This is a genomic window from Micromonospora sp. A3M-1-15 (assembly GCF_024213425.1).
GTDB lineage: Bacteria > Actinomycetota > Actinomycetes > Mycobacteriales > Micromonosporaceae > Micromonospora > Micromonospora chersina.
In genome coordinates this window covers 728,868-743,721 of the sequence record NZ_JANAVK010000002.1, presented here as the reverse complement: position 1 = coordinate 743,721, position 14,854 = coordinate 728,868, and the positions used below count along the sequence as shown (strand labels likewise).

The 14,854-nt window shown below is 72.6% G+C and carries 13 protein-coding genes; 5 read left to right on the top strand and 8 right to left on the bottom strand.

Annotated features, from left to right (window positions below):
- Nucleotides 1-637: hypothetical protein (locus NLX85_RS13260; protein WP_254334910.1), on the top strand; the 637-nt coding region annotated here is incomplete at its 5' end.
- Nucleotides 638-738: 101 nt separating this feature from the next.
- Here NLX85_RS13260 and NLX85_RS13255 read toward each other — a convergent pair.
- The 3 genes from NLX85_RS13255 to mshB all read right to left on the bottom strand — a co-directional run bounded on the left by NLX85_RS13255 (nucleotide 739) and on the right by mshB (nucleotide 2,704).
- Nucleotides 739-1,203 carry a hypothetical protein gene (locus NLX85_RS13255; protein ID WP_254334908.1) on the bottom strand — a complete coding sequence of 155 codons (465 nt, stop codon included), beginning with the start codon at nucleotides 1,201-1,203 and terminating at the stop codon, nucleotides 739-741.
- Nucleotides 1,204-1,289: 86 nt separating this feature from the next.
- The gene (locus tag NLX85_RS13250) at nucleotides 1,290-1,763 is read right to left on the bottom strand and encodes a hypothetical protein (RefSeq protein ID WP_254334906.1); all 474 of its coding nucleotides are present in this window, start codon (nucleotides 1,761-1,763) and stop codon (nucleotides 1,290-1,292) included.
- A 17-nt stretch (nucleotides 1,764-1,780) separates the two neighbouring features.
- The gene (mshB, locus tag NLX85_RS13245; RefSeq protein WP_254334904.1) at nucleotides 1,781-2,704 is read right to left on the bottom strand and encodes an N-acetyl-1-D-myo-inositol-2-amino-2-deoxy-alpha-D-glucopyranoside deacetylase; all 924 of its coding nucleotides are present in this window, start codon (nucleotides 2,702-2,704) and stop codon (nucleotides 1,781-1,783) included.
- 87 nt (nucleotides 2,705-2,791) lie between these two features.
- Between mshB and NLX85_RS13240 the strand changes: the two genes are divergently transcribed.
- Nucleotides 2,792-4,936, top strand: a complete 2,145-nt coding sequence (locus tag NLX85_RS13240) for a prolyl oligopeptidase family serine peptidase (protein ID WP_254334902.1) — start codon at nucleotides 2,792-2,794, stop codon at nucleotides 4,934-4,936.
- Nucleotides 4,937-4,984: 48 nt separating this feature from the next.
- Here NLX85_RS13240 and NLX85_RS13235 read toward each other — a convergent pair whose 3' ends face one another.
- The 5 genes from NLX85_RS13235 to NLX85_RS13215 all read right to left on the bottom strand — a co-directional run bounded on the left by NLX85_RS13235 (nucleotide 4,985) and on the right by NLX85_RS13215 (nucleotide 11,012).
- A complete protein-coding gene (locus NLX85_RS13235) occupies nucleotides 4,985-6,721 on the bottom strand; it encodes an ABC transporter substrate-binding protein (RefSeq protein WP_254334900.1) in 1,737 nt (578 codons plus the stop codon).
- 106 nt (nucleotides 6,722-6,827) lie between these two features.
- Nucleotides 6,828-7,814, bottom strand: a complete 987-nt coding sequence (locus NLX85_RS13230) for an ABC transporter permease (protein WP_254334899.1) — start codon at nucleotides 7,812-7,814, stop codon at nucleotides 6,828-6,830.
- A gap of 12 nt (nucleotides 7,815-7,826) precedes the next feature.
- Nucleotides 7,827-8,834: an ABC transporter permease gene (locus NLX85_RS13225; protein ID WP_254334897.1), complete on the bottom strand. Its 1,008-nt coding sequence runs from the start codon at nucleotides 8,832-8,834 to the stop codon at nucleotides 7,827-7,829.
- Between the two features lie 58 nt (nucleotides 8,835-8,892).
- Nucleotides 8,893-9,912 (bottom strand): ABC transporter ATP-binding protein, encoded by a 1,020-nt coding sequence (locus tag NLX85_RS13220; protein WP_254334895.1) that lies wholly within the window; start codon nucleotides 9,910-9,912, stop codon nucleotides 8,893-8,895.
- Entirely contained in the window at nucleotides 9,909-11,012 is a 1,104-nt protein-coding gene (locus NLX85_RS13215; RefSeq protein ID WP_254334893.1) for an ABC transporter ATP-binding protein, read from the bottom strand. The genes NLX85_RS13220 and NLX85_RS13215 overlap by 4 nt, the downstream gene beginning before the upstream one ends.
- 237 nt (nucleotides 11,013-11,249) lie before the next feature.
- On the opposite strand from NLX85_RS13215, the gene NLX85_RS13210 reads away from it, so the two are divergent.
- From NLX85_RS13210 to NLX85_RS13200, 3 genes are read left to right on the top strand one after another with little or no spacing between them, the layout of a single operon-like run.
- Nucleotides 11,250-11,798, top strand: coding sequence for a Uma2 family endonuclease (locus tag NLX85_RS13210; protein WP_254334891.1), 549 nt, complete (start codon nucleotides 11,250-11,252; stop codon nucleotides 11,796-11,798).
- Nucleotides 11,799-11,831: 33 nt separating this feature from the next.
- A complete protein-coding gene (locus tag NLX85_RS13205) occupies nucleotides 11,832-13,268 on the top strand; it encodes a TldD/PmbA family protein (protein WP_254334889.1) in 1,437 nt (478 codons plus the stop codon).
- On the top strand, nucleotides 13,265-14,659 hold the full coding sequence (locus NLX85_RS13200; protein WP_254334887.1) for a TldD/PmbA family protein: 1,395 nt from the start codon (nucleotides 13,265-13,267) through the stop codon (nucleotides 14,657-14,659). Before NLX85_RS13205 ends, NLX85_RS13200 begins: the two co-directional genes overlap by 4 nt.
- Nucleotides 14,660-14,854: the final 195 nt, after the last annotated feature.

The following is a 14,854-nucleotide window of genomic DNA, read 5'->3' as shown; positions in this document are numbered from 1 at the left end:
CGGCGTCACCGGCACCGCCGACATGCGCAAGCCCGACCTGGTCGACGCACTCGTCCAGGCCCTCCGCGAGGGCCGCAGGACCACCCGTTCAGGTGGCCGCTCCGGCTCCCGGGGCGGCTCCGGCTCGACCACGCGCCGTCCGGCCACGCCGGCGGACGCGGCACCGGACGCGACGGAACTCGCCGAGGTGGAACGGCGAGCGGCGGAACTCGCGGACGTCGCGCCGCAGGCCCCGGAGGTCGAGGAGGTCGAGCGCCGCGCCGCGGAGCTGGAGGGCGCCGGCACGGAGGCGACCCCGTTGCCGGCGCTGCCGGCGTCCCCGGCCGACCGCGCGCAGCGGGACGGGAAGGACGGCGGCTCCGGCGCCCGCGTCCCGCGGCACCGGTCGGGCGCCCACGACGCCGTCGCGGACGAAGGCGACCGGCAGCCGGTCCGGGTCACCGGCGACGCAGGCCCCGGGGCGGCGTCGACAGTGGCGGCGGCGGACCGGGTGGTGGCCTCGATGGTGCCGCCGGAGGTGGACCGGGTGGACGAGGTGGTCACGCCCGAGGGCACCATGATCACGACTGGCGCGGGCCAGGCCGTCGAGTCGGTCGACTCGCCGCCCCTTCCCGGCACGCGGAAGCCCCGGCCGTAGCCGGCGCACGACAGCCGCACACCGCAGCGGGCCGGTCCCGCCCGGACGCCGCGCCCCAGGGCCGGCGCCGGGCGGGATCCGTCGCCCGGGCCGGCTCCGCCTCAGCGGCGGACGACCTTGCGGGGCTTGGCCTTCTTCAGCTCGGCGTAGCGCTTGAGCTGGCGGGAGCGGTAGTCGCGGCCCAGCGCGGTGAGGGTCAGGTAGCCGACCAGCACACCGGCCACGGTGGCCGCGAGGTAGAGCCAGATCTGGGCGAAGAAGAGCCCGGCGCCCCCGTCGAACGGGTTCTCGCCGACCAGCAGCGGACCGACGAAGACGGTCAGCGCCAGCGCCGCGACCACCGCGACGGCCAGGTCGCCGGTCCAGTGGCCGGCCGGCCGCTCCGCGCCCCAACGGAACGCCGTCCCGGCCAGGATCAGCCCGACCACCAGGAACATCGCCAGCGACACCCGGCCGGCGGCCGTGTCGTCGTCCGGGTAGGCGAGCTTGATGACCACCCGCGCCACCACGTTGACCACGAACAGCGCGGCCGCCAGCACACCGACCGCACGCCACCGCTGGAACATCGCACGCCTCCCGCCGTACCGCCCGCCCCCACGGTGGGCTCCTGGCAGAGATATCTACCACCGCAACCTGTGCGGCGTCTGCACCCTCAGCGGACGGCCGGCGGCACCACGATCTGCCGGAAACCCATCACCGCGAAGGTGATCGCGCCCGCCACGATCAGCCCGAGGCCGAGCACGTTGTCGCCGCTGAGCGCGAGATCGCCCTCGACGGTGCGGAAGCCGCCCGCGACGATCACCACGAACCAGGGCAGGGCCGCCAGCGCCGCCGCCCAGCGGGTGCCGACCGCGACGTGGGCGAACCAGCTCAGCAGCACCGTCAGCACCACCACCGCGGCGATCCCGCCCACCGCCAGCGGGATGCCGACCAGGGCCTTGCCGGCACCGCCGGACCGGCCCTTGACCACCTCCCAGGCCCAGGTGGCGAAGAGCAGGTCGAGCACCGCGGCGAGGACGCCGGCCCAGACCGCCACCACCCCGCCGGCGACGCGCAGCACGAGGTCGACCGCGCGGCCCGACGGCTCGGGCGGCGCGGCGGGCTCCTGTTCGGGGGCGACCGACATGGGTACGGCGGGCAGCGTCACCGGAGGCCGGCCGCCGTGACCGGGGACCGGTCCGGCGCGTCCAGCGCCAACCCGGCGAAGAGGTCGTCCTCCCAGCCGTACGGGCCGCTGCCCGGGCCCTTCTCGCCGACCGCGAGGGTGAAGTACTCCACCCCCATGAACTCGGCGCCGAAGTTGCCGGCGATCGAGTAGAGCCAGGAGTTGGCCGGGATCTGGGTGGCGTGCGCCCGCATCGCCGCCTCCTTGGCGACGTGCTGGTCGGTGCCGTCGATGCGCGCGGCGATCCCCTCGTCCAGGGTGCCGAAGGGCAGTTCGTCCACGCTCTCGATGCCGGCGAAGGGGTTGTCCGACGACTCGGTGAACGCGTCCAGGCCGGCCTCCAGCACGCCGCGCGGCATCGCGGTCCAGTAGACCTTCGCCGGGGCGACGCCCTCGGCGGCGGCGAGTTCCACGCCGCGCATGGCCACCCGGTGCGCCTGGATGTGGTCGGGGTGCCCGTAGAAGCCGTTCGGGTCGTACGTGATCATCACCTGCGGGCGGACCTCGCGGATGATCTCCAGCAGGTGGCCGGCGGCCTCGTCGAGGTCGGCCTGCCAGAACGCCCGGGGGTGCTCGTTGGTGGCGAGCCCCATCATCCCCGAGTCGCGGTAGCGGCCCGCGCCGCCGAGGAAGCGGTGGTCGGTGACGCCGAGCGCCGCGACAGCGGCCGCCAGCTCGCCGATCCGGTAGCCGCCGAGCTGGTCGGCCTCGGCCGCGGCGAGCTGGGCCAGCGCCGGCACGTGGATCTCGCCCTCCTCGCCCAGCGTGCAGGTGACCAGGGTGACGTGCGCGCCGGTCGCGGCGTAGTGCGCCATCGTCGCGCCGGTGCCGATGGACTCGTCGTCGGGGTGCGCGTGGACCAGCAGCAGGCGTCGGTCGGGCAGCGTCGTCACGCCCGTCACTCTAACCGGCGGTCCTGCCCGCCCGATGCTTACGCGTCCGCCCAGGTCGGCCACATCACGCCCGGCGCGCGCCTACTCTCTACAGGCGTGGACTTTCCCGAGCTGGCCGCCCGCACCCGTCGGTTCAGCCACGGGGCGCCGCGCTCCGTCTCCGTCGCCGACGACGGTTCCCGGGTCATCTTCCTGCGCTCGTCGGGACCGGAGGACCCGGCCGACGCGCTCTGGCTGCTCGACGTCGCCTCCGGCGAGGAGCACCTCGTCGCCGACCCGGCGGTGCTGCTCGGGACGGACGGCGAACCGGTCGAGCTGGCGCCGGGCGAGCGGGCGCTGCGCGAGCGGCTGCGGCTCAGCGCCGCCGGCATCGGCTCGTACGCCCTGGACGGCGCCGGCCGGGTGGCCGCGTTCGCGCTCGCCGGCCGCCTGTTCCGGGCCGACCTGGTGCACGGCGACGTGGTCGAGGTGGCCGCCGTCGGTCCGGTGATCGACCCGCGTCCCGACCCGACCGGCGAACGGCTGGCCTACGTGACCGACGCCGCCGAGGGGGTACGGCGGGGCCAGCTGCGCGTGGTCGAACCGGACGGCACGGACAACCTGCTCGCCGGCGAGGACAGCGGGGTGACCTGGGGGCTGGCGGAGCACATCGCGGCCGAGGAGTTCGGCCGGTTCCGCGGCTACTGGTGGTCCCCGGACGGGCGCTCGGTGCTGGCCGCGCGGGTGGACGAGTCCCGGCTGGACCGCTGGTACCTGCACGACCCGTCCGACCCGGCGAGCCCGCCGACGTCCGTCGCGTACCCCCGGGCGGGCGGGCCGAACGCGGAGGTCAGCCTGCACCTGCTCGACCTCGACGGCGGCTGGGTCGACGTGCACTGGGACCGGGAGACCTACCCGTACCTGACCTCGGTGGACTGGGCCGACGGCGGCCCGCTGATCACGGTGCTGAGGCGGTCGCAGCAGCACGGGCTGGTGCTGGCCGTCGACCCGCGCACCGGGGAGACGCAGGTGCACGCGGAGCTGGCCGACCCGCGCTGGGTGGAGCCCATCCCCGGCACGCCGGCGCACCTGCCCGACGGCCGGGTGCTGGTCGGCGGCGAGCTGGCCCACGACGGTTACGACGCCCGCTGCCTGTTCGCCGACGGCACCCTGCTCACCCCGCCCTCGCTCTACGTGCGGCGGGTGGTGGGGCGGCTGCCGGCCGGCCCCAACTCGGCGGCGGACCTGCTGGTCGAGGCGAGCGAGGGCGAGCCGAGCCAGCGTCACCTCTACCGGGTGCGGACGGCGATCGGGGGCGGGGTGGACGCCCGCCGGATGGGCAGCGACCCCGGCTGGCACACCGCGGCGATCGGCGGCAGCACGCTGGTGGTGGGCGTGGCCTCGCTGGAGCACCCGGGCACCCGGTGGCGGGTCTGGCACGGCGACCGCGAGGTGGGCGAGCTGGGCTCGCGCGCGGCGACCCCGCCGTACGCGCCGCGGCCCACGCTGGTCCGGGTGACCGACCGGCGGCTGCCGAGCGCCGTGCTCTACCCCGGTGAGCACGTGAAGGGCACGAAGCTGCCGGTGCTGCTGGACATCTACGGCGGCCCGGGCCACCAGGAGGTGATCGCGGCGCGGGGGGCCTGGCTGGAACGGCAGTGGTGGGCCGAGCAGGGCTTCGCCGTGGTGACCATCGACAACCGGGGCACCCCCGGCATCGCCCCTTCGTTCGAGAAGGCGATCCACCGGCGGGTGGCCGACGTGATCCTGACCGACCAGGTGGACGCGCTGACCGCGCTCGCCGGCAAGCACCCGGACCTGGACCTGGAGCGGGTGGCGGTGCGCGGCTGGTCGTTCGGCGGCTGGCTGGCCGGGTTGGCGGTGCTGCGCCACCCGGAGCTGTTCCGGTGCGCGGTCGTCGGCGCGCCGGTCACCGACTGGACGCTGTACGACACCGCGTACACCGAGCGCTACCTGGGGATGCCGGACGACGGGATGGACGTGTACGCCCACCACTCCCTGGTCGAACTGGCCGCCGAGCCGGTCGGCGACCCGGCGCAGGCCCGGCCCATGCTGCTGGTGCACGGCCTGGTGGACGACAACGTGCTGGCCGCGCACACGCTGCGGCTCTCGGGGGCGCTGCTGGCGGCCGGCCGGCCGCACGCCGTGCTGCCGCTCACCGGGGCCACCCACCTGGCCGCCGGCGGGGTGGGCGAGCGGCTGCTCCGGCTGGAGCTGGACTTCCTCCGCCGACACCTGTGACGCGCGAGGGCCCCGGCCGGATCGGCCGGGGCCCCGCACGTCAGGCCACTACTGCTTCACGTAGACGTTCGTGAAGGCGGGGTAGCCGAAGATGCTGGACAGGTAGATCCCGCCCACCTTGGAGCCGTGCAGGTAGTAGCCCTGCTCGACGAAGAGCGGCACGGCCGGGGCCAGCTCGGTCATGATGCGCTTGTCGAGCTTGGCCCACTCCTTGCCCTGCTCACCGGCGGGCATGGCGAGGATCCGGTCGAACTCCTTGTTGATCTCGTCGCTGTTCACGTACGAGGTGTTGCTGTTGCTCTCGGCCTTGATGGTGCGACCGTCGAAGAGCACCGGCAGGATCGCCGCACCGCTGGGCCAGTCGGCGGCCCACTGGTCGGTCCAGAGGTCGTACGGGTTGTTCTTCTTGCTGGTCTCGTCGAGCTTGGCGTCGGTCGGGATGGTCTTCACCGTGATCTTGAAGCCGGCCTTCTCCAGGTTGGCCTTGAGCTGGGTGGCCAGCTCCGGCGAGTCGTCGCTGATGCCGAGCACCAGCTCCGGGGTCTTGCCGGCGAGCAGCTCCTTGGCCTTCTCCACGTTGCCGCTCGGGCCAGCCGGGTAGGCGTCGTAGTTCTCCCAGCCGATGGTCGACGGCGGCATCAGCGTGGTGACGGCCTTGGCGGACGCCTCACCGCCGTACGCCTTGATGAAGCCGTCCCGGTCGATCGCGTAGTTGAGCGCCTGGCGCACCGACAGGTCGGTGACCCGCTGGGTGTTGATGGTCAGCCGCCACAGGCTCGGGGTCTGGCCGCGCACCGAGCGGTCCTTCAGCGTCGCGTCGCCGGTGACCCGGGCGACCAGCGCCGACGGCACGCCGTTCCAGGCCAGCGCCGCCTGGTCGTCGCCGTTGTCGGAGATCACCCGGTTGGCGCCCGCCTCGGCGTCCGGGCCGTAGTTCCAGACGATCTTGTCCGGGTACGCGTGCCGCACCGGGTCGGTCTTCGGGTCCCAGTTCTCGTTCCGCTCCATGACCAGCTCGACACCGGCGGTGTTCTTGGTGATCTTGTAGGGCCCGGAGGAGAACGGCTGGTTGTCCAGGTTGACGCCGGTGTCCTTGTCCGCCTTCAGCGGCGCGGTGTACGGCAGCGACGCCGCGAACGGCAGGTCACAGTGCGGCTTGGCGAACTCGAACTTGAGCGTCTTCGCGTCCGGCGCGGTCAGACCCGGCGGCAGCGAGGTCTTGTTCGCCTTGAAGTTCCACTTGGTGTCGTACTGCGGGTCGTTGGCGAGCCACTCCTGCAGGTAGGTCGGGCCGCCGGTCAGGTCCGGGTCGAAGGAGCGGGCGATGCCGTACGCGATCTCCTTGGAGGTGATCGGGCTGCCGTCCTCGAACTTCACCCCGTCCTTGATCTTGAATTCCCAGACCTTGCAGTCCTTGTTGACGTCGGTGCCCGGGGTCTCGGCCAGGTCGCCGACCAGGGTCACTTTGCCCGAGCCGTCGTCCTTGAACGTGGTCAGGAAGCGGCTGTAGAGCGGGGCGTTCATCAGACCGGCGAACGAGTAGACCCGCTGCGGGTCGAGGTGCGAGATCTTGGTCTCCCGGATCACCCGGAAGGTCCCGCCCTTGGCGGCGCCGGGCACCTCGGCGGCCGGCCCCATCGAATCCTTGGGGTCGGTGGCGATCGAGCCGCTCTGCACCCGGTTCTCACCGGAGCCGCCGTCGGTGCCCTTGTTCTCGCTGCACGCCCCCATCACCACGAGCAGTGCGAGCGCGCCGCCCGTGGCGGCTGCCCTCTTCAGGCGCATCTGCGCCTCCTCCCTATCACGGAGCCTCGTCAGACGACGTAGGAAAACTACGGTTTGTGTAACAGAGAGCGGTGGATTTCTCCACGCCCTGCCGGGTGCCGTTGCGCTATCGCAACCGGACCCGGGGGTCGATGGCCGCATAGAGCAGGTCGACCACGATGTTGGCGACCACGATGAAGACCGCCGAGATCAGCACGGTGGCCATGATGGTCGGTAGGTCACCGGAGCGGACCGCGTCCACGGCGGTGCGGCCGAGCCCCTGGATGCCGAAGGTGGTCTCGGTGATCACCGTGCCGTCGAGCGCGCTGCCCACGTCCAGGCCGGCGATGGTGACGATCGGGGTGATCGCCGCGCGCAGCGCGTGCCGGCCGTACACCTTCCGTTTCGGCACGCCCTTGGCCCGCGCGGTGCGGACGAAGTCCTCGGAGAGCGTCTCCAGCATCTGGGCCCGGGACAGCCGGGCGTAGATCGCGGAGAAGAGGAAGGCCAGACAGAGCCAGGCCAGGACGAGCCCGCTGGCCCACTTCACCGGGTTGTCGAAGATGGAGGTGTAGCCCGGCGTCGGGGTGATCCGCAGGTTGTACGTGAAGATGAGGAGCAGCACCGCGCCGACGAAGTAGAGCTGCATGGAGGCGCCGGCCAGCGAGAAGCCGATGGCCAGCCGGTCCAGCAGGGTGCCCCGTCGCAGCGCCGAGACCATGCCGAGCCCGACGCCGAGCACCAGCCAGAGCACCGCCGCCGGGATGACGATGCTCAGGGTCACGGGGAGCACCCGGGTCAGGGTGTCGGTGACCGCCTCGCTGTTGACGTAGGAGTAGCCGAGGCAGGGGGCGTCGCACCGGCCGCCCTGGGAGCTGCCCAGGTCCCGCCCGGTGACGATGCCCTTCATGTAGTTGGCGTACTGCTCGGGCAGCGGGTCACGCAGGCCCAGTTCCTCGCGGACCCGCTCCAACCGTTCGGCGTTGCAGTTCTTCGGGCACATGCCGCTGACCGGATCGCGGGGCAGGCCGAAGAACATCAGGAAGCTGAGCACGCTCACCGCGAAGAGGGTGAGGACCGCGGTGAGCAGCCGGCGTACCAGGAATCGGGTCATGAGGCTCCACCCCTACCGGGACGACTTCGGGTCGAGCGCGTCACGCAGCGCATCGCCGAGCAGGTTGAAGGCGAGCACGAGGATGAAGATCGTGACGCCGGGGAAGAACACGTACGCCGGGTCGGTCTGCAGGTACGGGATGCTCTGGAAGATCATCCGGCCGAAGTCGGCGGTGGGTTCGAGGATGCCGATGCCGAGGAAGGACAGCGCCGCCTCACCGGTGATGTACGACGGCACGGCGAGCGAGAACGCCACCAGGATCGGCGCCCAAAGGTTGGGCAGGAGCTGCCGGAACAGCATGTGTCCCAGTCCGGCGCCGCTGGCCCTCGCCGCCTCCACGAACTCCCGTTCACGCAGCGAGATCACCTGGCCCCGGACCAGCCGGGCGGTGCTCGTCCAGCCGAACGCGGCGAAGATGCCGATGAGCACGGCCACCTGGAACGCCGGCGGCACCTCCTCCCGCGGGCCGTAGAAGCGCAGCCCCACGGTGGGCACCACGGCGAGGGCGAAGATGAGGAAGGGCAGGGCCAGCGCCACGTCGGTGATCCAGCTGATCACCGTGTCGACGATCCCGCCGAGGAAGCCGGCGAGGATGCCGGCCGCCACCCCGATCGCGGTGGTCACCAGTGCGGCCGCGAACGCGATGAACAGCGACGTCCGCATGCCGTAGATCATGCGGATGAAGATGTCCCGGCCGAGGCGCGGCTCCAGCCCGAACCAGTGGTCGCCGGTGATCCCGCCGACGTAGCCCAACGGCATGCCGTTGCCGTCCAGGAGCTGCTGGAACTGCTCGTTCGGGCCGACGCCGTAGAGCTTGGAGATCAGCGGCGCGGCGAGCGCCAGCACGACGAAGAGGACCAGCACGACGCCGCTGACCATGGCCGTGCGGTCCCGGCGGAGCCGGGCCCAGGCGAGCTGGCCGGGCGACCGGCCGACGATGCCCTGCTCGTCGGGCTTCACGGGGTCGGCGGCCGGCTCCATCTCGGCCCGCGCCGCGCCCTCGACGGGGGACAGGCTCATTGCGGCAACTCCTCGGTTCGCGACTGCGGGGCTCGCAACACCGGCTCACTCCTCGCGCTCACGGCACCTCCACGCGTTCGCCGGTGACGACGCCGATCGGCCCGCTCTCCGGGTAGTGGCAGGCGGTGGCCTGGTTGCCGCCGTCCCGGCTGACCAGGGCGGGTTCTTCGGTGGCGCAGCGTTCCTGGGCTTTCCAGCAGCGGGTGCGGAAGCGGCAGCCCGACGGCGGGTTGAGCGGGGTGGGCACGTCCCCGGCGAGGCGGATCCGCCCGGCCGGCCCGAGGGCCGTGACGTCGGGGATGGCCGAGAGCAGGGCCCGGGTGTAGGGGTGCTGGGGCCGTTGGTAGATGTCGTCGCGGTCGCCGATCTCGACGATTGTGCCGAGGTACATGACGGCGACGCGGTGGCAGAAGTGCCGCACCACGGCCAGGTCGTGGGCGATGAAGACGAAGGCCAGGTCGAGGTCGCGTTGCAGGTCGCGCAGCAGGTTGATGACCTGGGCCTGGATGGAGACGTCGAGGGCGCTCACGGGTTCGTCGGCGACGATCAGCTTCGGCCGCAGCGCCAGGGCGCGGGCGATGCCGATGCGCTGGCGCTGCCCGCCGGAGAACTCGTGCGGGTAGCGGTTGTAGTGCTCCGGGTTCAACCCGACCAGCTCCAGCAGTTCCTGCACGCGTTTCTTGATCCCGCCGGGCGGGTTGATGCCGTTGACCTGCAACGGCATGGCCACGATCCGGCCGACGGTGTGCCGGGGGTTCAGCGAGGCGTAGGGGTCCTGGAAGATGATCTGCAGGTCCTGCCGCAACGGCCGCAACGCACCCCGGCGGGCGTGGGTGATGTCCCGCCCGGCGAACTCGATGGTGCCGGCGGTCGGCTCCAGCAGCCGCACCAGCATCCGACCCGTCGTGGTCTTCCCACAGCCGGACTCCCCCACCAGGCCCAGCGTCTCGCCGGGGCGGACCTCGAAGTCCAGGCCGTCGACCGCCCGGACGGCGCCCTTGCCGCGGAAGCCCTCGCGCACCGGGAAGTGCTTGGTCAGCCCCCGCACGCGCAGCAGCGGCTCGGTCTCGGTGCTCATCGGGCCACTCCCACCTGGGCGATGTCCTGCTGGTAGAGCCGGGTGCGCTCCTCGGCCGGCAGGTGGCAGGCGACCAGGTGCCCGCGCTCGGTGGCCGGAAGCAGGTCGGGCACCTCGGTGCGGGAGCGGTCGCCGTTGCGGCCGGCGTACCGGCAGCGGGGATGAAACGCGCACCCCGACGGCAGATTAATCAACGACGGCGGATTGCCCTTGATCGGCACCAGATCCGCGTCCGCGTCACCGTGCAACGACGGCACACTCGACAACAATCCCCACGTGTACGGATGCTGCGGCCGCCGCAACACCTGCTCCACACTCCCGTGCTCGACCGCCCGACCCCCGTACATCACCAGCACGTCGTCGGCCATCTGCGACACCACACCCAGGTCGTGGGTGATCAGGATGATCGCCGACCGGAACTCCTCCTGCAGATCACTGAGCAGATCCAGGATCTGCGCCTGCACCGTCACGTCCAACGCCGTGGTCGGCTCATCGGCGATCAACAGATCCGGATCGTTCACCAGCGCCATCGCGATCATCGCCCGCTGCCGCATACCCCCGGAGAACTCGTGCGGATACTGATCGAACCGCTTCGCCGGCTGCGGGATGCCGACCCGGCCCAGCATGTCCACCGCGCGGGTGCGGGCCTCGCGCTTCCCGGCCCGCGGATGATGCACCCGGTACGCCTCCGCGATCTGCTTGCCCACCGTGTAGTAGGGGTGCAGCGCCGACAGCGGGTCCTGGAAGATCATTGCCATGTCCCGGCCCCGCAGCCGCCGCACCTCCTCCTCCGGCAGCCCCACCAGCTGACGCCCACCCACCGAGATCTCCCCGGTGATGGCCGCCCGCTTCGCGTTGTGCAGACCCAGGATCGCCAGCGACGTGACGCTCTTCCCCGACCCCGACTCCCCCACGATGCCCAGCGTGCGACCCCGCTCCACGGCGAACGACACCCCGTCGACGGCCCTGACCACGCCGTCCTCGGTGTCGAACCGCACCTTCAGGTCCCGGACCTGGAGGTACGGCCCCTCGCCGGAGCGCTGCTCCGGCACCTCGGGACGGTCCGGCTCCCCGGACGGCACCGACTCCGACCTGCCCATGACCGCCTCCCTCAGTGGTGAAGAGAACCTACAGGAAACTCCTGGAGGCGAAAATAAGCTACAAGCGGCGGCCTGTCAGCGGCCTGAGCGTAACGACTAGGTTTCCGACCTGAACAGCCCTCACCTGCGCGTCCGCGCGTCATGACTCGCCGTGATGACTCGCTCATCGCACGTCAAGTGCGACGATGGACCGCGCGACCACCGGAGGATTTCCGCCGGCACGAGGTGGAGGTGACCATGACCGCGGCGGTGTTCGACCACGACGGCCCGTGGACCGAGGAGGAGTACCTCGCCCGGGGCGAGACGCAACAGCGCGTCGAACTCTTCGACGGGAGTCTCCACGTGACGCCGGCGCCCACCCCGCGACACCAGCGCATCCAGCGCAACCTCGGCAACATCCTCGAAGTGGCGGCACGCGAGGTCGGCCTGGAGTTGCTGGAGGGGGTGAATGTCCGCCTCAAGCCGGGGCGGATCCCCGTCCCGGACCTGGTCGTCACCGAGGCGATCGACTTCGACCGGCCGGTGATCGAGGCCGACGACGTCCGGCTGGTCTGCGAGGTCATCTCCCCGAGCAACGCGGCCACCGACAAGGTGCTCAAGATGCACTACTACGCCGCGGCCGACATCGAGTGGTACCTGCTGGTCGAGCAGGAGACCGGCACGCTGCACCTCTACCGGCGGCACGGCCGGCACTACCGCGAGGAGTCGGTGACCAAGCCCGGCGCGGTGCTGGAGCTGGCCGAGCCCGTCCGGGCGACGATCCGGCCGGAGGATCTCGTCCCCTGACGGATGTCCGCCCGGTCGCCTAGGGTCGGGCGCATGACGGGATTCGACGCGGCGACCGCCGCCGTCCAGGCCGCCCTCGACGCGGGAGCCCGCTACGCGGACGCGCGGGTGATGCACCGCCGCTACGAGTCGATGTCGGCCCGCAACGGGGACATCGAGGAGCTGACCCAGGACGAGAGCATCGGGCTGGGCGTCCGCGCCCTGGTCGGGTCGAGCTGGGGCTTCCACGCCGTACCCGAGCTGTCGGACGCCGCGGCGCGCGACGCCGGCCGGCGCGCCGCGGCGATCGCCACCGCGAGCGCGCGGGTCCCCGGCCCGCCGATCGACCTGGTCGCGGTCGAGGCGACGGTGGCGAGCTGGGCCTCGGCCTGCGACGTCGACCCGCTCGGCGTGCCGCTCACCGACAAGGGCGACCTGCTGGTACGCGCCACCGCCACGATGCGGGAGCACGGCGCCGACCTGGCGGAGGGGCTCTACCAGATCTGGGACACCACCAAGTGGTTCGTCTCCAGCGAGGGGCACCGCATCGACCAGCGCATCCGGGAGTGCGGCGGCGGCATCTCGGCCACCTCGATCGGCGACGGCGAGACCCAGCGCCGCTCCTATCCGAGCTACCGCGGGCAGTACGGCACCACCGGCTGGGAGCTGGTCACCTCGCTCGACCTGGCCGCGCACGCCGCCCGGATCGCCGAGGAGTCCCGGGAGCTGCTCACCGCCCCGGAGTGCCCGTCCGGCGAGACCGACCTGATCCTCGGCGGCGAGCAGCTCGCCCTCCAGATCCACGAGTCGGTCGGGCACGCCATCGAGCTGGACCGGATCCTCGGCTGGGAGGCCGCCTTCGCCGGCACGTCCTGGCTGGACCTGAGCCGGCTCGGCACGCTGCAGTACGGCTCGGAGCTGATGAACGTCACCATCGACCCGACGATCCCCGGCGCGCTGGGCAGCTTCGGCTTCGACGACGAGGGCTCCCCGGCGGCCCGGCGGGACGCGGTCCGCGAGGGGCGCTGGGTAGGGGTGCTCGCCGGCCGTGACTCGGCCGCCGTCGCGGGCCTCGACTACGGCGGCAGCGTACGGGCGGACGGCTGGGCCCGGCTGCCCATGGTGCGGATGACCAACGTGGGTCTGGAACCGGGCCCGCACACGCTCGACGAGATCATCGCCGCCACCGACGACGGGGTGCTGATGGACATCAACCGGTCCTGGTCCATCGACGACAAGCGGCTCAACTTCCAGTTCGGCTGCGAGGTCGGCTGGGAGGTGAAGAAGGGCCGGCGGGGGCGGCTGCTGCGCAACCCCACCTACACCGGGATCGGGCCGGTGTTCTGGCGCTCGATGGACATGCTCTCGTCGGAGATCGTGCCGTGGGGCACGCCGAACTGCGGCAAGGGGCAGCCCGGCCAGACCGGGCACACCGGCCATCCGGCCGCACCGGCCCGATTCCGCAACGTCCGGGTGGGGGTGCGGGCATGACCGAGGTGGACCTTGCCGGCCGGGTGGTGGAGCTGGTCCAGCGGCTGGCCGGGCCGGGCGCCGAGGCCGAGGTGGTGGTGACCCGGGCCGACCTGGCGCTGACCCGCTTCGCCAACTCCTTCATCCACCAGAACGTCGCCGAGTCGGGCACCACGGTCCGGCTCCGGCTGCACGCCGACGGCCGGACGGCCGCGGGCAGCGGCAGCCTGGTCGACCCCGACGGGCTGGCCGCGCTGGTGGAGCGGACCCTGGCCGCGGCGCGGCTCTGCCCGCCCGACCCGGCCTGGCCGGGGCTCACCCCGCCCGCGCCGGTCCCGTCCGGCGCGGGCGTCGACGAGGCCACCGCGGCCGCCTCGCCCGACGAGCGCGCCGCCCGGGTACGCGCCTTCGTGGACGCGGTCGACGGGCTGGAGGCGGCCGGCTACTGCCGGACGGCGCACCGGTCGGGGGCGTTCGCCAACTCGGCCGGGCACTCCGCGGTGGGGCGGGCGGCCGAGGCCGCCATGGACGGCATCGCCCGGACGGGCGGCGCCGACGGGGTGGCCCGGCAGTGCGCCGACCGTCTCGCCGACCTCGACGGCGGGGCCCTGGGCGCGCGGGCGGCGGCGAAGGCGCGGGCTGCCGCCGACCCGGTCGAACTGCCGCCGGGCCGCTACGAGGTGGTGCTCGAACCCGCCGCCGTGGCCGACCTCCTGCAGAACCTCGCCTGGTACGGCTTCAACGGCAAGCGGTACGCCGAGCGGCAGTCCTTCGCCCAGCCGGGCACCGCCCAGTTCGACCCGGCGGTGACCCTGCTGGACGACCCGCTGCACGCCTCCGGCCTGCCGTACGACCTGGAGGGCACGCCCCGGCGGGCGCTGCCGCTGGTCGAGGCGGGCACCACCCGGGCGGTGGCGCACGACCGGCGCAGCGGCGCCGAGGCGGGCACCGGGTCCACCGGGCACGGGATGGTCGGCGCGTCGACCTTCGGCCCGCTCCCGCACAACCTCCGCCTGCTGCCGACCGGCGCCCCGACGGAGGTGGTTGCCGGGCAGCTCAGCGCCGGGGTGACCGGCGCGGTGGCCGACCCGGACACCGCCGCGCTGGTCGCCGGGATGGCACGGGGCCTGCTGGTAAGCGATTTCTGGTACACCCGGGTGCTCGATCCGAAGCAACTGGTCGTCACGGGGCTGACCCGCAACGGCGTCTGGCTGGTGGAGGACGGGGTGCCCACCCGGGCGGTGCGGGATTTCCGGTTCACCGCGTCATACCCACGGGCGTTGGGTCCGGGCCGGGTGCTCGGCCTCGGGCGGGCGCCGGTCCGCCAACCGGACCGGATGGACGGCTCCTGGTGGGAGGCTCCGGCGCTGCGGCTGGCGTCCTGGAACTTCACCGGCGGCGCCTCCGGCTGACGGCCCAAGATATTGATCTTGGTTCGGGTCTTTCCAACCTCCCGGACACACGGGACACTGCGTTGCGCGGCCGGGCCGCGAAGATCGGCGTAACGTGTGTCACTTAGTTGCGCCGGTTCGCCGGTGCGGCCTGCGCGTGCGCAAGACGTGGCAGTGGACGCGGTCTCGCCGGTCCGCTGACCGGTACGGAAGCTG